The sequence below is a fragment of the Nonlabens spongiae genome (assembly GCF_002117125.1).
Lineage (GTDB): Bacteria > Bacteroidota > Bacteroidia > Flavobacteriales > Flavobacteriaceae > Nonlabens > Nonlabens spongiae.
The window spans coordinates 2,720,163-2,741,036 of record NZ_CP019344.1; the positions used below are offsets into that span (position 1 = coordinate 2,720,163).

The following is a 20,874-nucleotide window of genomic DNA, read 5'->3' on the forward strand; positions in this document are numbered from 1 at the left end:
ATTGAAGATCAAAGATTACATAGCGGGCGATCGATTTCTATGGGCATTAGTGCTCGTGCTTTTACTGTTTTCATTTTTACCGGTATATAGCGCCAGTACAAACCTGGCGTATTTAGGACATGGGACCGGTAATACAATGAAGTTTTTGGTGAAACATTTTGCTCATGTGATCATTGGTTTGTTTTTGCTTTATGCAGTACATAAAATTCCCTACAACTATTTCAAGGGATTGAGCATTTTATTGCTGCCTATTGTGGTAGTGCTATTGATTTTTACAGCAGTTCAGGGCGGTACTATGGGCGGTGCAAACGCTGCCAGATGGATTACTATTCCCGGTGTGGGCGTACAGTTTCAGACCAGTACGTTTGCTGCTGTGGTATTGATGGTTTGGGTGGCAAAATACCTGACCAGCATCAAAGATAAAACGATCACTTTTAAGCAATCTGTTTTACCTCTTTGGGTACCAGTAGGAGTCGTTTTGGCGCTGGTTTTACCTGCCAATTTCTCAACAACAGCGTTGATCTTTTCCATGGTTTTATTGTTATGTTTTGTAGGTGGTTATCCCAAAAGATATCTCGCAGGAATCCTCGGCATTGGAGTTGTTGCTTTAGGGCTATTTGTTTTGACAGCAAAAGCTTTTCCAGGCCTCTTCCCCAATCGGGTGGATACGTGGGTTTCCCGTATTGCAAGCTTTTCAGGAGAAGGTGATGCTGATACAACTTATCAGGTAGATAAAGCCAAAACAGCCATTGCTAAAGGACACATTTTTGGAGAAGGTCCTGGTAAGAGTACCTCAAAACATTTCCTACCACAATCCTCAAGTGATTTTATCTACGCGATAATCATTGAAGAATTCGGTTTGATCGGTGGTGTGTTTGTGTTGATGGTATATATGCTGTTTTTGTTTCGACTGGTCATTATCGCGACCAAAACCGAGACCGTATTCGGCAGATTACTGGTGATAGGAGTAGGTTTCCCGATTGTTTTTCAAGCTTTGATTAATATGGCTGTGGCCGTGAACCTTATGCCCGTTACTGGTCAGACTTTACCATTTATTAGTAGTGGTGGAACTTCTATACTCATGAGTTGTATGGCAGTAGGAATCGTGTTGAGCGTGAGCAAACAGCGTCAAGAAGTTAAAGAACAAAATTCACCAGCTGAAGAAGAAATGAACCCCCTAAACGTTTTAAGTGAAGCCATATAGATTCATCATATCAGGCGGTGGAACAGGAGGTCATATCTATCCCGCGATCTCGATTGCAAATGAGTTACGCAAGCGTTACCCAGATTGTGCAATCTTATTTGTGGGTGCCGCAGATCGTATGGAAATGGAAAAAGTGCCGGCAGCTGGTTATGAAATCAAAGGTTTGTGGATCAGCGGCATTCAGCGCAGTTTGAGCCTTAAAAATCTCATGTTTCCTTTTAAAGTGATTAAAAGCATTAGAGATTCTTATAAGATTTTAAAAGAATTCAAACCTGATGTCGCTATAGGAACTGGAGGTTACGCCAGCGGGCCTTTGTTATATGCGGCGCATAAAAAAGGGATTCCCACATTGATCCAAGAACAAAATTCGTATCCGGGAATCACAAACAAACTGCTGTCTAAAAAAGTAGATAAGGTCTGCGTCGCCAGCGATGGACTCGATCGATTTTTTCCAGCCAGCAAGATCACATTAACCGGTAATCCTGTAAGGCAAGATTTGCTGAATCTTCAAAATTTGAGAAGCGAGGCAGTCGCAGAAATGAATCTCGATCCAGAAAGAAAAACTTTGCTCGTTCTGGGCGGGAGTTTGGGAGCTCGACGCATCAATCAGCTTATTGATGAGCATCTAGACGTACTCAAAAATGATGTTCAGATCATCTGGCAATGCGGGAAATTTTATTTTGAAACCTATAAAAATAAAGCTCAGGATGGCGTTCAAGTGCATGCGTTTTTAAATCGTATGGATTACGCCTATGCCGCAGCCGATTTTATTATTTCTCGTGCTGGAGCTAGCTCGATTAGTGAATTAGCTATAGTCGGGAAACCGGTAATTTTTATTCCATCGCCCCATGTGGCAGAGGATCACCAGCGCAAAAATGCAGAAGCCGTTGTTAAGAAAGACGCTGCACTTATGATTACTGAAAACCAGCTGGAAGAGCAGTTCTTATCGACTTGGAACACTTTGATCCATGATCATGCATTACAAGAAAAACTATCAACCAACTTTAAAAAATTGGCACTCCCAAAAGCCACAGAGCACATCGTTGATCTCATAGAAAGCTTCCTCCATGCATCATAACTATTCACATTTCTACTTTTTGGGTATCGGCGGGATAGGTATGAGTGCACTCGCACGCTACCTTGTGCATTTGGGTAAAAAAGTGGCGGGATACGACCGCGTACGATCGCCACTTTGCATACAGCTGGAGAAGGAGGGTATTGATATTCATTATCAGGATGACTTTGATGCTATTCCGCCAGACTTTAAGAATCCAGAAAAATGTTTAGTGGTCTACACGCCTGCAGTTCCGGCAGGTTTTGGTGAGATGTTACGCTTTCGCGATCCCGATAGCTATCGGGACGGCTTCAAAATGATCAAACGTGCCCAATTACTCGGCGAGATCTCTAAAAAGACGACTTGTCTAGCGGTTGCCGGAACCCACGGCAAAACCACCACAAGCGCGATACTTGCGCATCTATTACATGAAACTGGAGTGAAAATGACCGCTTTTATGGGGGTATTTTGAATAAGTACGGTACAAATTTTATCCATACGGGTGATGAGGTGATCGTCGTGGAAGCCGATGAATACGATCGTTCTTTCATGCAGTTGAGCCCTGATATTGCTGGGGTTACCGCGATGGATGCCGATCATCTCGATATTTATGGAGATGTGAGTGAATTTGAAAAAACCTTTCACGATTTTGCCGCTCTCGTCCCAGATGGCAAGCTTTACACTAACGAAAAGGTCGACCTACCCAGTAAAAAAGTAGGTGTTTCAAACGGATTTATCCATGCGGAAAATCTAGATATCAAAAACGGATTATACCATTTTGATCTTTCAGTAGATGATCAGATTTATCGCAATTTCAAGTTTGCACTACCTGGTCATCACAATCTTTCAAATGCCTTGCTGGCGTTATCAATTGCTTTGGAATATGGTGTTTCCGTAGACGATTTGCGCGAACCATTAGCCACATTTCCAGGAGTCGAGCGCCGGTTCACCTACCGCATCAAAACCGATGATTTTGTGCTCATAGACGATTATGCACACCATCCTACTGAGATCCATGCAGTTCATGCGGCAACTAGAGAAATGTATCCAGAAGCGCAAGTTCATGTGATATTTCAGCCGCATTTGTTTACCCGCACTCGAGATTTTATGGAAGGCTTTGCACACAGTTTAGCAAAATTTGATAGCGTGAAATTGTTGGAAATCTATCCAGCTCGGGAGGAGCCTATCGAAGGTATCAACTCCAAAAAACTCTCAGATGAGATCAGGTCTATTTCAAAAAAGACTGATGTCGAAGTGATCCAGAAAGATGAGATTTACGCTTTCGCGAAAGCGATAAATACTCAAAAGACCACTCAAAACCAGCAACAAATTTTACTGATGCTGGGTGCTGGAGATATAGGTTTGGAAATCAATAATTTAGTTCAACAATTAAATGCGGAAAATGAAGAATAAGATTTTTTTCTTTTGCGCGATAATTCTCACGTGCATTTTTTACGGTTTCTCGGCAAAGCGATTTGAGAGTCGGTCGGTAAATAATGTAAACATCTTATTTACAGATAAAAGCGACCCGATTATCTCTGAACAAAACGTTGATAAGTTGTTGATACAAAGTAGGGATAGTGCTGAAATGCTGTTTCTGGAAAATTTAGATTTGAATAAGAGCGAGTCGCGCCTTGTTCAGAATGAAATGATCAGAAGCGCAGAGGTTTCCGTAACGCTAGACGGTGAAATACAAGCCGTAGTTGAGGCTCGCAGGCCTATTGCTAGAATTATGGGATCTCCAGATAAGTATTTGGACGACGACAATCTTTTGATGCCATTGTCAAAAGAATATACGGTGCGAGTGCCGCTCGTTTTTGGCTTTCAGGACCAGGATCAGGATGATCTGTACCAGCTTATTATGACTTTAAGAAATGATGAGTTGTTGTCAGAAAGTTTTAGCGATGTGCGCATCGATGCTGCGAGAGGATTTTTGCTATCGCCGCGAGCATTTGATTTTGAGGTGGTGCTGGGATCGGTAGAAGAACTTGATACCAAGCTAGTGAAGTATGAGGCCTTTATTGCAAAAATGGCTAAGGATAAAAAATTGAAGGAATTAGGGACGGTAGACCTGCGGTACAAAAAGCAGGTAGTTGCTACAAAAAATAAATCAGTATGAGCGCACGGGAATATGCGGTAGGTCTGGACATAGGAACGACTAAGATCGTTGCCATGATCGGTCGCAAGAATGAGTATGGAAAGCTGGAAATTTTAGGCGTAGGGCGTTCCAAAAGCCTAGGAGTTCACCGTGGCGTGGTGAACAATATCACACAAACCATTACATCCATACAGCAGGCCGTAGATCAGGCAGAGTCAGTCAGTGGTATTGAGATTAAAGAAGTTACGGTAGGAATTGCGGGTCAACACATACGCAGTTTGCAGCACAGCGATTACATTACGCGTGGCGACAGTGATGAAGTCATCAGCCAGGAAGATGTCAACAATTTGTGCAAGCAGGTTTACAAATTAGTCATGCTGCCAGGCGAGGAAATTATTCATGTCTTACCACAAGAATATAAAATCGACGGACAGTCTGAAATCAAGGAGCCTATCGGTATGTACGGCGGTCGATTGGAAGCTAATTTTCACTTGGTAATCGGTCAAGTGGCTTCTATAAAAAACATTTACCGCTGCGTTAAAAGCGCTGATCTGGACCTCAAGAAAATTACTTTGGAGCCACTTGCCAGCGCAGATGCTGTTTTGAGCCAAGAGGAAAAAGAAGCCGGTGTCGCTTTAATCGATATAGGTGGTGGGACCACAGACCTCGCTATTTTCAAGGACGGAATCATCCGTCACACGGCAGTCATTCCACAAGGCGGGAATATCATTACCCAAGACATCAAAGAGGGATGCAGCATTATCGAGAAGCAGGCAGAATTGCTGAAAACTAAATTTGGTAGTGCATGGCCAGGGGAGAATAAGGAAAACGAGATCGTTTCTATTCCCGGGCTGCGTGGTAGAGAACCAAAGGAAATCACGCTAAAGAATCTCAGTAAAATCATTCACGCTAGAGTGATCGAGATTCTAGAAACCGTATTTGTTGAAATCAAGAATTACGGTCACGATGAACCTAAAAAGCAACTCATCGCTGGTGTTGTGCTGACTGGTGGTGGTAGCCAACTCAAGCACATTAAACAGCTTGCAGAATATGTAACGGGAATGCCTAGCAGAATAGGCTATCCTAACGAGCATCTAGCAGGCGATAGCGATACTGAATGCACAAGCCCATTATTTTCAACTGCGGTAGGTCTCGTCATGAAGGGACTTGAAGAAACTTATGAAGAGGAGGCAGAAGAAGAGCCTGTGGTTGAAGAAGTAGATGTTCAAGAGGCTGTTTTTGAACCAAAAGAAACAGAAGAACCCGGACAAGAACCTGAACCTACCGAAGAAGAAGCACCTAAAATAACACAACCCACTAAGCGCAAAGGAATCTTTGACACGTGGGCGACAAAATTTAAAGAATTTCTGGACAACGCTGAATAACATGCGTTGCGCCAATATTGAAAAAGAATACTAGAAAAACCAGAACTATGAGCCAGGACGATCAAGACAGTATCATTTTTGACTTGCCTAAAAACACTTCAAATGTCATCAAGGTGATAGGTGTAGGTGGTGGTGGTAGCAATGCCATCAAACACATGTTCCAGCAAGGGATCAATGGGGTGGATTTTGTGATCTGCAACACAGATTCGCAAGCCTTAAACAACAGCCCGATACCTAATAAAGTACAATTGGGTGTTACCTTGACTGAAGGTCTGGGAGCAGGAGCAAATCCAGAAGTAGGAGAAAGAGCAGCAAGAGAAAGCATTGAAGAAGTGCGCGCCTTACTAGATACAACCACAAAAATGGTTTTCATCACTGCAGGAATGGGTGGTGGTACCGGTACCGGTGCAGCTCCTGTCATTGCAGAGATCGCTCAAGAAATGGATATTCTTACCGTGGGAATTGTCACGACACCTTTCCAATTTGAAGGAAAAGTAAGGAATGAGCAGGCGCAAAAAGGAATTGAGAAATTCCGCCAGCATGTGGACTCGCTGATCATTATCAATAACAATAAATTACGTGAGGTTTACGGTAATCTAGGTTTTAAAGCTGGTTTCTCAAAAGCAGACGAAGTTCTTGCTACCGCCTCAAAAGGAATTGCTGAGGTAATAACAAATCACTACGTCCAGAACATTGACTTGCGCGATGCAAAAACGGTACTTTCTAATTCGGGTACGGCGATTATGGGTAGCTCTCAGGCTTCAGGATCAAATCGTGCTCAAGAGGGAATCCTAAAGGCGCTGGATAGTCCGTTGTTGAACGATAATAAGATTACGGGAGCTAAGAATGTTCTGCTGCTTATCGTTTCTGGTGGGGATGAAATCACGATCGATGAGATCGGTGAGATCAACGAGCATATTCAAAACGAGGCGGGTCACTCGGCAAACATCATTATGGGTGTGGGCGAGGACGAGTCACTGGGAGATGCCATTGCTATAACGGTAATCGCCACGGGATTTAACATCGAGCAACAGCACGAGATCTCTAATACAGATTCTAAGCGCATTATCCACACGCTAGAGGAGGAACAACGCACCACAAAAGTGTTGAGTGATTCAAATGAGAAGGTGACGCCCGGTCGTTTGATTATGGATCTGGAAGAAGATGAGGAGGTTGATGAGAATGACGCTTTCGCGAAAGCGGATAAACAAAAATCTCCATCACAACAAAAAGTCATTGTCCATGAACTGGGTGAGGAAGAGGAGGAAACATTACCAAAACCGACACCTAATAACGACCTAATCAAAACCTCAGAGGAGATCAAAGATATCGAGATCAAAGATGAGGAGTATGTGGACCCAGCAGGCACGTTGTTCACGATCACAGATGAGGATGAAGTTCAAGAGCCGGTGGTCAATGAAGAGAAGGAAACGCCATTTTCGTTAGATTTTGACATGCCATTATCTCAAGAAAAAGAGCAGCCAGCTCAAGAAGAACGCCCTATTAAACACAATCTTGAGGATATTGAAATACGCAACGCAGAAGAACTACCCAATAAAGTAGAGCCTTCTGGAGTGAAGAAATACTCGCTTCAAGATTTTATGGAAGACGAGGAGGACGAGCCCTTTGTTTCGCAAAGAAAAGAGCCTACTAAAGTTTCTGAGCCAGAGATCAAGATCGTAAAAAAGCCACAGGTAAAGGCAGATCCATTAACCACGCCGCTGGATCCAGTTGAACCCATTGCAGATCCTACAGAGCTTCCTATCAACGAGGCAATCTTACGCAGGGCAGAGGAGCGCAAACGTAAACTGCATTTATACAATTACAAGTTCAAAAGCTCTGATAAACTAGATGAAATGGAGCGCCAGCCTGCTTATAAGCGTCAAGGCGTAGAACTGGATAGCATGCCAGAAGATCAAGTGAAGTCACGTACTTCAATTTCAACAGATGAGAATAACCAGTTAAAATTTAAATCAAACAACAACAGTTACCTACACGATAGAGCAGATTGATATGAGTTTAGAGAAAAAAATAATGCCCGCAATGAAAGATGCGATGAAGGCAAAAGACCAGACGCGCCTTGCTGCCTTGCGTGCGGTGAAAAGTGAACTGTTGCTCGCAAAAACTTCCGGTAGTGATGCAGAGCTAAGCGATGATGAGGAGATCAAGCTTTTGCAAAAACTTGTCAAACAAAGAAAGGACAGCGCCCGCATTTTTCAAGAACAGGGTAGGGAAGACCTCGCTGAACCAGAACTGGCTCAAGCTGAAGTACTTTCTGAATTCTTACCCGAACAGATGGGTGAGGACGAGATAAGAACCATCGTGCAACAGGTAATCACTGAGACTGGGGCAAGTAGCATGAAAGACATGGGTAAAGTCATGGGCCGCGCCAATCAATTGATGGCTGGAAAAGCTGAAGGCCGGATCATCAGCACTATCGTAAAAGAAGAATTGAACAAATAAGGATTAAGGCTAATTCTGGAAGAGCCACTATCTCGTAAGGGATGGTGGTTTTTTGTTTTTACGCTTTCGCGAAAGCGAGACTCTCAAAAGTCAATTACTCTTTATGAGAGAATGATTAAAGATGAAAAAATAAACAAGAATAGCTGTTTGTAGATACATGAAATTGTGAATTGTAAATAAATGATTGATAGATAAGATTTTACGATTGAGAATTCTATATTTGGAAGGTTGTTAACGTACCAACTAATAATTTTCCAGCTATGAAAACAAATTACTTGAAGACAGGACTGTTAAGCTTCTGCCTATTTTTAATACACCTTACGACAGCACAAAGCGATGTGCCGATTGTCAAAGGAGATCACCACGCAGAGAAGTCTAAGGAAACACTTTTAGTCTGGAGTGGTACTCTATCTGAAACCGATTACTGGGCCATCTATGAAGGTGGTTGTGGCGACAAATTACTCGGTACCACTAAACTTAATAGTTTTGAATTCTCTCCTAGCGAGACTGGCGTTACTCTGTTTGTAAGAGCAGAGAATGATCAAGGAAATCTTGCAGGAAATTGTGGTTCCTTTACCTATGATTTTAAGGCTTCTGAGACTTTTGCATTTGATCATTCTAAGTATGAAATAAAAAGTCTCGATGATGGTAAACAGTTGAATTTATCTGGTAATATCAATGGAACTTTTTGGTCTCCTGATAAGTCGTTGGCACTTGATCCAGATACTGGTTTCATCGATCCCACTGAATCAGAAAACGGAGACTATACGGTATACTTTTTTCCTAATAATAGTTATGGATATGTGACTTCAACCTTGAGCGTTAACAATGTCGCTGTTCTATCTATTTCTGGAACAACTCAAGCTGCAGAAGATACTACAGATGGTCTTTTTACCATTACCGCAGACAATACCGTTGCAAATGATACTAATGTCAGTTTCACCATTTCTGGAACAGCCACTGAGGGTGTAGATTATTCAAGTATCGGAAATAGTGTACTGATGCCTGCAAACTCTTCATCAATTACAATTCCCATAGATGTGATTGCAGACAGTAGTCTGGAGGGTAATGAAAATATCCAGATCACACTCACAGGCACAGATGATACTGATGTTACCGTGGGAGCTTCAAACACGGCTACTATCAACATCATAGATAATGATAACGCGCTCGTGATCCTAACGGATACCAGTGGAGATGAAGATGCTGGACCCATTACGGTTACTGCTACCTTGTCTAATCCCGTGCAAGGCGGGTTCACTGTCGATGTATCTACAACAAATGGTTCTGCTATTGCTGGTACGGATTATAATGCGATCAACGGGCAAACATTGGTTTTTTCAGGAACTAATAATGAGACACAGACTTTTCAAATTTCTCCTATAGCAGACACTGATCTTGAGGGTGATGAAACGGTAATTGTTTCCTTATCAAACCTTCAGGCCACGAGCCTTCCTGTAAATATCACAGATTCTGCCATCGTAACCATACTTAATGACGAAGTAGATTGTGGAAGCGCAGAGGCAGTAGATTTCAATATTCAAACCTACGACTCCAGTTGTGTAAATGGATCTTCAGGAGCAGCATCGGCAATTTTATATTATGAAGGATTTGAGACTGCACAACCTTCACCAAGTAACTATGGAGATAGCATAGACCCTATACCCGGTTTACCAGGATGGAGGTATGAAGGAGCGCCAAACGCTGGAGCTCGTCTCAATATTTTTTCTTCTGGAAATGCTAATAGAGCAAACAACGGCTCGTTTGCATTAGGACTTGACGATGGTAATTTTATTCCACATTCCATTATTTGGACAGTTGATTTATCTGCACAAGCGGGAGATGATGATATTTCATTTAGCTATTTCTTTTATAATTCAAATGATGAATTTACGATTGATGATCAAGTGACTGTAAGAGGTGATAGCAGCCAGCCTTGGGTAACTTTATCAGTTTGGAATGATGGCTTTACTAATACTTGGCAGGAGCGAGTGGTGGATTTAGATGCCGTTTTGAGCAATGCAGGTCAGACGATGACTTCGGCCACAGAAATACGATTTACACATTCTGACAATTTTGCCTTCCCCACCGATGGAGTCATCTTTGATGATATAAAAATCTTTAAAGAAGGTTACACCTATCAATGGAGCAACAACGAAACTACTGGTGTAGTACAAGACCTTGCACCAGGAAATTACACGGTCACCATCACTTCTCCTGACGGTTGTGTGGTAAATCAAGACGTCACGATCAATGGAACTCCGCTAGATGATGCGAGTTTTTCCTATTCCAATACAAATTATTGCCCCAACGATGCGCCCGAAACACCTACGATAACTGGGCTTTCAGGGGGTACTTTTACAGTCAATAATTTTGGACTTGATTTAAATCCGATTACAGGTGAAATTAATTTTGCAAATAGCCTAAGTGGCAGAAATTATGATATAACTTATACTACAAACGGATCTTGTCCAAATAGCTCTACAATACGAGTAACGATTGATTTCTTTGATAACGCAAATTTTAGGTATCCCTCTAATTCTGTGTCGACAAGTGATCCAGTACAATTTCCAGTTTCTATAGTTACACCAGGTGGAACATTTAGTTCAACTCCAAGTGGTTTATCAATAGATACTAACACAGGGCTTATAGATCCATCGCTATCTACAATTGGAGGCTATACGGTTACTTACACCACAAATGGGACTTGTCCCAATAGTTCATCTCAAACATTTGTAATAAGTAATGTTGATAATGTACCGCCAGTGGCACGTTGTCAAGATTTCTCAGGGAATCTAGATGCTAATGGTTTACTGGTAATTAATGATTTTGATATTGATGCAGGTAGTTCAGACGATGTGGGAGTTCAAAGTATTCAGGCTAGTCAGACTGTCTTTACTTGCGATAATCTTGGTCCCAATACAGTTACTTTAATTGTGACTGATACGAGTGGTAATCAAGATACGTGTACGGCAACAGTTACCGTGAGCGATATAGATGCTCCTGTAATTCAATGTGCAAATGTCACTTTAGAGCTCGACGCAAACGGTCGGGCCTCACTTGATACATTATACAATACAGGAGACAGTTATGATGTACAGCCCACAACGTTTGGTGAAGATGTGCTTAGTAATCCAACTGTTTTGAATCTTGGAGATGATCAAGTAGCTAGAAACTTACCGCTAGGTTTTGACTTTACTTTTTTTGGAAATTCTTATAATACATTTCAAGTTTCTTCCAATGGATTTATCGCCTTTGGTAACACGGTAGGTCCAGGCTGCTGTAGTGGTGGAAACCTTACTTCAGGTTTTGTCAATCCTAGTAATCTTATAGCACTAGGTTGGACGGATCTGAATCCGCGAGGGGCTCCGATAAATTATCAAACTATAGGAATAGCTCCTAATCGAGTTCTAGTTGTGGAATATGATAATATTCCATTTTTTGGCGGAGGTACCATTCTTTCTGGTCAAATCAAGTTATTTGAAGGAAGCAACCGTATAGAAATTCATACAGAAAACAATGGAAACACAGGCAGAACTCAAACACAAGGAATCGTTAATCAAGGAGGTTCTATAGGATTCCCAGTGCCTGGAAGAAATGCAACGACTTGGAGTGCCACCAGTGATGCCTGGTCATTCACACCTTCAAGTGTTTATGCCGTTGACAATTGTGAGGTAGATGTCTTAAACGTTTCTCAACGTGATTTTACATGCGCTGATTTAGGGCCTAATTTCATCACGATTTCAGCGACTGATAGTTCTGGTAATTCTGCTACCTGCAGCTTTTTTGTAACTGTCGTTGATAATCAGAATCCAGAGCCAGTTAACCAGACTCTACCTGATGTAGTTGCTGAATGTCGCGTGGATAGTTTAACCCCTCCACAAGTGACGGATAACTGTTCAGATCCGGTCATTATAACTAATAATGCCTCACTACCGATAACGGGTGTAGGAACCACAGTTGTGACTTGGATTTATAATGACGGTAATGGAAACTTCAACTTTCAAAATCAGAATGTCATTATTCAAGATACTACCCCACCGGTACCAGATGTTGCAAATCTGCCAGATATAAATTCACAGTGTTCTGTAGACAGTCTCACAGCTCCCACAGCTACCGAAACGAGTTGTTCAAACGGCAATATTTCTATTACAGGAACCACAAATGCCGCTTTACCTATCACTACTGCGGGAACTACGGTAATTACCTGGACTTATGATGATGGCAATGGTAATACGATCACACAAGATCAAAATATCGTCATCAGCGATACTACGGCACCTGTTCCAGACGTAGCTAATCTACCAAACATCAACGATCAATGTGTGGTGAGTAGCTTAACTCCACCCTTAGCGACAGATAACTGCGCTTCAAATGTGATCATTACGAGTAATGCAAATTTGCCTATCACATCCTCTACCCAAATTACGTGGACTTATGATGATGGAAACGGGAATACCACTGCCCAAATACAAAATGTTGTCATTAACGATGATACCGCTCCGACTCCCGATGTAAGTAATTTGCCAGATATTACCGCTTCATGTGAAGTAACGTCTCTTACCGCTCCTACAGCTACAGATAATTGTGGGGGTAATGTGACCGTGAGTAATGATGCTACTTTACCTATTGTCACTCAAGGCACCACAGTCATCACATGGACCTACCTTGATGGTAATGGTAACACCGCTTCTCAAACTCAAAACGTAATTATCAACGATACAACTGCACCAGTTCCAGATACAGCGAGTTTACCAGATGTAAATGCAGAATGTGAGGTTACAACCGTTTCAATTCCCACAGCAACTGATGCCTGTGCAGGTACTATAAATGGGGTTGCAGATCACAGTTTCCCAATTACTAGTCAGGGAACCACAATGATTACTTGGACCTTTAGTGATGGTAATGGGAATCAAGCCACACAAACACAAAATGTGATCATTAGTGATGTAAATCCACCAGTTTCGGATCTGACTACGCTCCCAGCTATTAATAGCGAGTGCGCAGTGACTACACTTACGGCACCTACCGCAACTGATACCTGTGTGGGAACCCTCTTAGCTACCACAACTGCATCATTACCCATTACGAGTACTACTACCATTACGTGGGAGTATGATGATGGAAATGGGAACAGCACCTCTCAAACTCAAGATATCATTGTGAATGATACCACTGCTCCGGTTCCCGATCTTACATCGTTACCAGATGTCAATGAAGTTTGTGAAGTGACCAGTCTGGTTGCGCCCACATCTCTAGATAATTGTGAGGGAGTGATAACAGCGACAAATAATGCTACTTTCCCGATAGGTCTTGGAACAACTCAGGTAATCTGGACATACACTGATGGAACAGGGAATAGTGTCACGCAGACTCAGAACATTATAGTTACGGATACTGACGCCCCAGTTGCAGATTGTCCGAGCGATCTGAGAATTGACTTGCCTTCTGGAACTACTACTTATATGTTGCAGGATTACACAGGTGGCTTAAATGCCACAGACGGTTGTACCTCTAGTACTGCCGGTCTGACCATCGTTCAGAGTCCTGCGGCTGGTACTATGGTTGCTGTACCTAGCACAACTCCTATAACCATTACCATAAGTGATGGAAACGGTAATGATCTCGTGTGTAGCTTTGAAGTACAAACTGATTTGACTGCGAGTATTGAAGAACCTTTGATTAAGGTAGATTTAGATATTTATCCTAATCCGACTTCTGGAAAGCTTACGATAAGTTCTAAAAATTCAAATATTGAATCTCTAACCTTGATAGATTTCAGAGGTAGAAGAGTGAACACTTGGAGCAATGTAAGTGCAGAAACTAAAACCATTGATCTCAGCCCTTACGAGAGTGCAATTTATTTCATCAGCATTAAAACAGATCTTGGAATCGTAAACAAGCGAGTGATTAAGAATTAAGTTGGCCCCAAATAGAAAAACCTGTCCGTTTCAAAGTGAAGTGGACAGGTTTTCTGTTTTAAATAGTTACGCTTTCGCGAAAGCGAGACCAATAAAATACTGATCTACTTAATTGTCCTTAAACAAATTGATGTTTTTTTGAAGCTCAAGAACCAGTGATTCATGAGCAGCCAATTCAATTTCCATGGTATATTCCCACTCTGATTGCTTTATTGCCGTGAAGATCTTGCCGTCTTTTCCAAGCAGATCCTTGAAATCGTACTCACGCTCCGTAAGGTCAAATGCAAGAGATACATCTTTTGGGATTTTAAATTTGAACTTTTTGCCTTTTTCACCATCAAAATTGGAGAGTACAATCAGATTCTGATCTTCATTCCAGCGTGCGAAAGAAAGCACTTTGTCATCATAGTTTTCGGTATTTTCTCTGTTGTAGGCATGTAAATCTGCATAGTCACCCATCATCGCTGGACTATCGATTGTAAGGTTCAGCAAATGTTTGTAAAAATCACGTAGAGCCAATTCTTCTTCTGTGGACTGACCGCCATCAAACTTCTTGTTGTTTACCCAGCGTACGACGCTGGGAACGCTCCCGTAATCGAAAATCGAAGTACGAGTAGGGTCGCCAAAACCTAAGTCCTCACTGCCATCTTCTCCCAGCTCCTGACCAAAATAAATCATCGTAGGTGCGGTACTTATCGTGGCAGATACCACCATGGCTGGTTTTCCAGCCTCTGCATTTCCAGCAAATCCATCGCTAGCAATACGCTGCTCGTCGTGGTTTTCTAAAAAGTGCAGCATGTGGTGCTCAATATCGCTCAATTCTTCTTGAATCGCTGGTATATGATCGGTTTTTCCGCCACGGTGCATCACATTACGGATCGTATCATAAAGCTGAACTTTATCGTAGAGATAATCCATTTTCCCTTTTTTGATGTAGTCGCGGTACAAGCTTGGGTTGTAAACTTCGGCAAGTAAGAATGCATCAGGATTTTCCATCTTGATGTGCGAATTCATATAGCTCCAGAATTCCACCGGCACCATCTCTGCCATATCATACCTAAAACCATCTACTCCTTTTCTGGTCCAATAAAGCGCTATATCCTTGAATTTTTCCCAAGAATCAGGTACATCTTTTCCTTTCCAGAAACTATAATGTTCCGTGTACTCTCTCTCTGAATAGACGTCTTCCAATTTATCAAAATCATAACTGCCATCAGGTCGCACACCGTAATTGACTTTTACGGTCTCGTACCAGTCATTCATGTTCGGTTGCGCGGCGCGGGCTCCATTACCGGTCCACTTAGCAGGATTCTCGTCAAATTTGCCATCAGCTAGTGTGTTTTGTTCACCTCCCAAGGGTTTGTAGTCATTTCTCCATTCTGGCACCTTAAAAGACTCGCCAGGCACGTAGTAGAAATTATTATCACGAGCATATTCCACTGTAGTATCATCATCTGCTCCAAAATCTTTTATTCCCTCTGGATTTGTGAGGCTTTGATAATTACGTGCGACGTGATTGGGGACAATATCTATGATCACTTTAAGGCCTGCATCATGCGAGCGCTTGATCAATGCCTCAAATTCTTCTAATCTATTTTTAACGTTAACAGCTAGATCTGGATTGACATTATAATAATCCTTAACCGCATAAGGTGATCCCGCACGACCCTTTACTACATCTGGATCATCTTTTGAAATACCGTATTCTGTATAATCTGTAATGACATCATGATGTGGGACACCGGTGTACCAGATATGCGTGACGCCTAAATCCTTGATTTCTTGAAGCGCTTTGGGCGTGAAATCTTCAAATTTACCGACACCATTTTCTTCTATCGTTCCCCACGGTTTATTTGTGGTATTTGTGTTACCAAACAGTCTTGTAAACACCTGATAGACGACTTTTTTACCCATTCTATCCTCGTGATCAATATTCACTTCCTGGTCGTTCTCCATTTGGTTTTTTACTGGTTTTTCTTCCTTGCAGGCTATCGTTGAGATGACTGCTAATGCGATGATTAGTTTTTTCATATTTCTTTTTTTTAGAGTGCGCTTGCGAAGCGCCCTTACGGTTGGGACGCTTGGCAAGCGTCCATTTCTGGCTCGATATTTAAACCTTTCCTGATCTTATAAAGTAAACGACAGCAATGACCGCAAAACCTACTCCGGTAACTACCGGTGGATTAAAGATGCTTTCGCGTTGAAGCCCCAGATATATTATAGCCGCGCTCAGAATAAGCATGGCGATGGCGGCGATGGTATACGTTTTTCTCATTCTTTGCTTTTTTAGGGCGCTTGCGAAGCGCCGTTACGTCTAGTTGAGGCGGATCGCATCCGACCTTAGAGTTTTTACGGTTGGGACGCTTGGCATCCACTTTCTTTCTTAAAGTTTGATCTTGATCTCTTTTTCCTTTGCTGTGTCCCAAGATAGATTTTTTATCGTAACTATAAATTTATCTTGATCATAAGACCAGTGGCTTCCCTTGATTCCTTTTATTTTCTTCGGTTGTTTATCAATACCGTGGATGATGAGATCCACGCTTTTCTCAGAGTTTTCAAAGTTGTCACCTATCTCAGCTTTGAAGTGTAGGTTGAGGGATCTCGCTTTCGCGAAAGCGAAATAATCCAACATCTCATACTCTTTTTTCTCATAAGCCTCCTGAGTCGTACCGTCGTCATTGTAAATTACTTGTCGGCTCACCTTCATCGATTTATGATGATAGTAATGCAGCTCAAAATCTGAATTGTCAAACTCCTTTGTGGACTGTAAATCCTTACTCATGGGAATAAAACTACCGGCACGGACAAAGGTGGGGATGTGGTTTTCGCTCAAGGCGAAATCGGAAAGTTTCTGAGTATCGTAAATCTTTTCAGTATAAAAATCAAACCATTTAGAATCTTCTGGAAGATCGATATCCATCTTCTTGATGCCCGGCTTCAAAACAGGCGCGATCAGAAAATTTTCTCCCCAGTAATAGGTTCTTGCGTTCTCCAAATCGTCGCCGTTCTCAAAAAATACGGGCCTCATAAGCGGTGTGCCTTCGGTATGGTTATCAAAAGCCAGTTGATAGTTATAGGGCAATAATTTGTAGCGCAGCTCAATGGCTTGTTTGGCAATTTTTTTGGCCTTTTCACTTCGGTAAATGGGTTCGCTGGGAACCTCTTCCTGAGCATGCGGGCGGTAGATAGGCTGAAAAACACCGTATTGCAACCAGCGGGTGTACAACTCGTCATCGAGATTAGCACCAGCAAAACCTCCAAGGTCACTATGCATGTAACCCAATCCCTGCATTCCCATTTGCAGGGCGATCTCGGGTTGCGACTGCAAACCTCCCCAAGTTCGATTCACATCACCAGACCAGGGAATCATCCCGTAGCGCTGGGTTCCAGAATAGCCTGCACGCATTAAAATAAAAGGTCTGCGGTCGGGATCTGCTTCTAGGCTGGCTTCGTAAACGAGTTTTGCCCAGTCGTGGCCGTAAATATTATGAACTTCATCTGCGGTTCCTGTCGCATGGAGTAATCCCGAAGGATGCACTTCTGGCTCTCCTAGATCGCCCCAGAATCCATTCACACCCATGTCAGAGAGCTCGCTGTATATATTCTTAAACCAGCTATTTCCCTTATCGCTATAAATGTCAATCAAGCCCGTATTCCCGAAGTAAAATTCGTACTGATAGGGTTTTCCTAGCGAGTCCACCGCTAAGATTTGTTCATTAACCGCTTCCTCCCAGCGGTCAGAGGTGGAGAGTACAAAAGGTTCTGTAATCAAGACGGTTTCTACATTGTTTTCCTGAAGCCCTTTGATCATTTTCTTAGGCTCTGGAAAGCTGTCTCGGTAAAAACCTAAATTCCCCATAGTCCCTTTGATATCTTTTCCGAACCAATACAGATCCAGAACAACAGCATCCAGCGGAATTTCTTCTTCCCGATATTTTGCAACCGTTTCCTCAACTTCCTGCTGTGAATGATACCCGAAGCGGCTGGCGAAATTCCCAAGTGCCCATCGTGGCGGCATGGGTTGCTTGCCGGTAAGTTCCACGTAGTTTTGGGTGACTTCTTTCAGATTATTTCCGGCAATTACTTGATAACGCATCGAGCCAGAAATGGTCCCATAGGTAATGGTGTTGTCACCTTTACTATCTAGGTCTAAAAAACCTATTGGTGCATTGTCAAAATGCACTGCGTAATTTTTGGAGGAAATCACCAGTGGTATGGTGTAGTTCATGAGTTCAGAACGCGTTTCATAACCATAATGCGCCCGATTGTACAGTTGCAAACGGTTGCCACGTCTATTCATACCGAGAGCTCTCGCACCACCGCCGTAGAGCACCTCGTTTTCATCAATTTTGAGTTGGATGGTTTTTAATGAATCGCGGTCTTCGTAACCTTTTGCCTCAGATACAAGTGGTTGACCTTTATAGATATAGTTTACTTGAAAGGGTTTTTTGGTAATTCTGACCTGCAACCAATCTTTAGAACCTAGTGAAAAGGAGTTTGAATCCTCCGTAATTAAACCTGCTACAGGGACCGCACCCAATACAACCGTGTGTGATTCTTGATTATTGACGTTAATCTCCCTATTCGGATAAAACTGTGTCTCAATGATATTTTCGCTTAGAACTTTAAAGGTGTACATACCGTCAGTAACATTGATGTTCAAGCGATCTGCTTCAGTTTCTGCTTCCACAAACTGACGTGAGGTATTTGTGATCTGAGCTTCCGCGACCTGTGCCGAGCCAAGTCGAGGTAAAGCAGAAACAAATACAACCAGCGCTAATAAATAATACCTCATATCAATCTAATTCAATAATCATTGATGATTTACCTCTCACATTAAGCGTTTCATCAATCACGATAGTCCTATCTGAAATAATTTCTTTTCCAGTGCTTGAAGAGTGTAACATTTCGCGGAAGCGGGACAGGTCCAGCGTCATCTTTTGAGGGTTGTTGTTGATGACGACCATGATTTTCTCATCATCGTTATGCCTGAAATACACATAGCAATTATTCTCTGGGACAAACTGTGTGAATTTACCAGTGTGGATTACGGGCTTTGACTTCCTATAATTCAATAGTTTACGGGTAAAATCTTGATAGCCCTTCTGTAATTTAGTCGGCTTGTCAAAAGCATTGTTCTCGTCACCATCCCAGCCTCCAGGAAAATCCCTACGTATATCACCGTCACCATCTGTATCGCGATTACCTCCCATGCCGATCTCGTCACCATAATAGATTTGAGGAATACCGCGCACCGTCATAATAAGCGTCATGGCTAGTTTATATTTTTCAAGATTTCCGTTGAGGAGCGCGTTTCCATTAATTCTATTCGTGTCGTGATTTCCTGCAAAAACCAGAATATTATCGATGTCTGAGTAAAGGAAATCATTTACGAAGTTCTCATATACTTTGATCATCCCTTTGTCCCAGCCTTGCGCGTCTTCATTGAAAACCGTCATGATTGCATCGTGCAGCGTGAAATCCATCACACTGGGGCAGCCAGAGTTGAAGTTCTGAATAGCGCCCACTGGTGAATCCTTCTGCCAATAAGCGATCTGTGCCTGATCGTGAAGCCAGGTTTCTCCCACAATATTGAAGTAGGGATATTCATTCATAATGGCTTTAGTCCATTTTGCGATTCCCTCTTTCTCATTATAACTGTAAGTGTCCACCCTAAAACCATCAAGACCCGCATACTCAATCCACCACAGCGAGTTCTGAATCAAATAATTCAATACCAGCGGATCGCTCTGATTCAAGTCTGGCATGGTGCTCACAAACCAACCCTTCTCTGCGTATTTCATGTCGTTATCACTCACATTAGGATCCATTTGCGTCGTCTGGCGGTAAGAAGAGTTGGCATATCCAGCAACTGGGTAATTTTTACCAGCATTGTCATCAAATTGGTGAATCCAGGTTTTAGAAGGTAGATCGCGCATCATCCAGTGCGTTGCGCCCCAGTGATTAGTCACATAATCCATGATCAGTTTCATGTCTTTTTTGTGCAATTCATCTGCCAGGCGTTTGTAATCATTATTGCTACCGTAGCGTGGATCGATTTTATAGACATCGCTCTGAGCATAAGTATGATAGGAATAACGCTGATCGTTATCTTCTAGCAAAGGCGTACTCCACACGGCCGTGGCTCCCAGGTCATGGATGTAATCTATATTATCGATGATCCCTTGAATATCACCACCGTGGCGACCTCCTTTGAATTCTCTGTCAGCTTTCTCAGAAAGACCTTCTACACTATCGTTTGACGGATCACCATTGGCAAAACGGTCTGGCATCAAGAGGTAGATGACATCGCTAGAGTCAAATCCTTTCCTCAATTTAGATTTGTCAGCTCTTTTTTTAAGCTCAATAGTCTTGTTGAGAACATCCAGAGGTCCCTTTGTAAGAGTGATTTGATAATTTCCAGGATCTTGATTTTGAGTATCCAAAGTGACAAACACATAATTGGGATTTTCGGTTTTTCTGACTTTCAAAACTGGCAAGTCTGACACGATGGTTTCGTAAGAGGCGATGTCCTTGTGATACATCATAAATTCCACTGCGCTGTGCTCCATTCCTGCCCACCAGTTGGGCGGCTCTATGCGCTCGATGGATTGTGCTTGTACCGCTTTCGCGAAAGCGAGAACAACAAAAACAATTGTAAAAATCTGTACTGATTTGAATTTTTGTTTCATGACTAAATTTTGGTTCTAAAAAGCAACAAAGGGCGCCTGAATTCTGATCAAGTCACC

Annotated in this window: 11 protein-coding genes and 1 pseudogene; 8 read left to right on the plus strand and 4 right to left on the minus strand. The window is 42.4% G+C overall.

Annotated features, from left to right (window positions below):
* The first annotated feature begins 1 nt into the window (after position 1).
* The 8 genes and pseudogenes from BST97_RS12485 (at position 2) to BST97_RS12520 (ending at position 14,125) form a co-directional block, all read left to right on the plus strand.
* Positions 2 to 1,204, plus strand: a complete 1,203-nt coding sequence (locus BST97_RS12485) for an FtsW/RodA/SpoVE family cell cycle protein (protein WP_085767556.1) — start codon at positions 2 to 4, stop codon at positions 1,202 to 1,204.
* Positions 1,191 to 2,282: an undecaprenyldiphospho-muramoylpentapeptide beta-N-acetylglucosaminyltransferase gene (gene murG / locus BST97_RS12490; protein ID WP_085767557.1), complete on the plus strand. Its 1,092-nt coding sequence runs from the start codon at positions 1,191 to 1,193 to the stop codon at positions 2,280 to 2,282. Before BST97_RS12485 ends, murG begins: the two co-directional genes overlap by 14 nt.
* Positions 2,272 to 3,671, plus strand: a pseudogene (gene murC / locus BST97_RS12495) (UDP-N-acetylmuramate--L-alanine ligase). Before murG ends, murC begins: the two are co-directional and overlap by 11 nt.
* Positions 3,661 to 4,377 (plus strand): cell division protein FtsQ/DivIB, encoded by a 717-nt coding sequence (locus BST97_RS12500; RefSeq protein ID WP_245833571.1) that lies wholly within the window; start codon positions 3,661 to 3,663, stop codon positions 4,375 to 4,377. The pseudogene murC and the gene BST97_RS12500 overlap by 11 nt, the downstream one beginning before the upstream one ends.
* A complete protein-coding gene (ftsA, locus tag BST97_RS12505) occupies positions 4,374 to 5,741 on the plus strand; it encodes a cell division protein FtsA (protein ID WP_085767558.1) in 1,368 nt (455 codons plus the stop codon). Before BST97_RS12500 ends, ftsA begins: the two co-directional genes overlap by 4 nt.
* Before the next feature lie 47 nt (positions 5,742 to 5,788).
* Positions 5,789 to 7,753, plus strand: coding sequence for a cell division protein FtsZ (gene ftsZ / locus BST97_RS12510; protein ID WP_085767559.1), 1,965 nt, complete (start codon positions 5,789 to 5,791; stop codon positions 7,751 to 7,753).
* 1 nt (position 7,754) lies between these two features.
* A complete protein-coding gene (locus BST97_RS12515; protein ID WP_085767560.1) occupies positions 7,755 to 8,204 on the plus strand; it encodes a GatB/YqeY domain-containing protein in 450 nt (149 codons plus the stop codon).
* Between the two features lie 260 nt (positions 8,205 to 8,464).
* Complete coding sequence (locus tag BST97_RS12520) at positions 8,465 to 14,125, plus strand: HYR-like domain-containing protein (RefSeq protein WP_085767561.1); 5,661 nt, start codon at positions 8,465 to 8,467, stop codon at positions 14,123 to 14,125.
* A 108-nt stretch (positions 14,126 to 14,233) separates the two neighbouring features.
* On the opposite strand, the gene BST97_RS12525 is transcribed toward BST97_RS12520, so the two are convergent.
* From BST97_RS12525 to BST97_RS12535, 4 genes are all read right to left on the minus strand, one after another.
* Entirely contained in the window at positions 14,234 to 16,156 is a 1,923-nt protein-coding gene (locus BST97_RS12525; RefSeq protein WP_085767562.1) for an alpha-amylase family protein, read from the minus strand.
* Between the two features lie 79 nt (positions 16,157 to 16,235).
* Positions 16,236 to 16,400, minus strand: a complete 165-nt coding sequence (locus BST97_RS15875) for a hypothetical protein (protein ID WP_157111663.1) — start codon at positions 16,398 to 16,400, stop codon at positions 16,236 to 16,238.
* Between the two features lie 108 nt (positions 16,401 to 16,508).
* Positions 16,509 to 18,920 (minus strand): TIM-barrel domain-containing protein, encoded by a 2,412-nt coding sequence (locus BST97_RS12530; RefSeq protein ID WP_085767563.1) that lies wholly within the window; start codon positions 18,918 to 18,920, stop codon positions 16,509 to 16,511.
* Position 18,921: 1 nt separating this feature from the next.
* Complete coding sequence (locus tag BST97_RS12535; RefSeq protein ID WP_085767564.1) at positions 18,922 to 20,817, minus strand: glycoside hydrolase family 13 protein; 1,896 nt, start codon at positions 20,815 to 20,817, stop codon at positions 18,922 to 18,924.
* Positions 20,818 to 20,874: the final 57 nt, after the last annotated feature.

Bases quoted from the DNA above. Each gene is read 5' to 3' on its own strand.
- BST97_RS12500 (WP_245833571.1), top strand. From the start codon at position 3,661: ATGAAGAATAAGATTTTTTTCTTTTGCGCGATAATTCTCACGTGCATT.
- ftsA (WP_085767558.1), top strand. From the start codon at position 4,374: ATGAGCGCACGGGAATATGCGGTAGGTCTGGACATAGGAACGACTAAG.
- ftsZ (WP_085767559.1), top strand. From the start codon at position 5,789: ATGAGCCAGGACGATCAAGACAGTATCATTTTTGACTTGCCTAAAAAC.
- BST97_RS12515 (WP_085767560.1), top strand. From the start codon at position 7,755: ATGAGTTTAGAGAAAAAAATAATGCCCGCAATGAAAGATGCGATGAAG.
- BST97_RS12520 (WP_085767561.1), top strand. From the start codon at position 8,465: ATGAAAACAAATTACTTGAAGACAGGACTGTTAAGCTTCTGCCTATTT.
- BST97_RS12525 (WP_085767562.1), bottom strand. From the start codon at position 16,156: ATGAAAAAACTAATCATCGCATTAGCAGTCATCTCAACGATAGCCTGC.
- BST97_RS15875 (WP_157111663.1), bottom strand. From the start codon at position 16,400: ATGAGAAAAACGTATACCATCGCCGCCATCGCCATGCTTATTCTGAGC.
- BST97_RS12530 (WP_085767563.1), bottom strand. From the start codon at position 18,920: ATGAGGTATTATTTATTAGCGCTGGTTGTATTTGTTTCTGCTTTACCT.
- BST97_RS12535 (WP_085767564.1), bottom strand. From the start codon at position 20,817: ATGAAACAAAAATTCAAATCAGTACAGATTTTTACAATTGTTTTTGTT.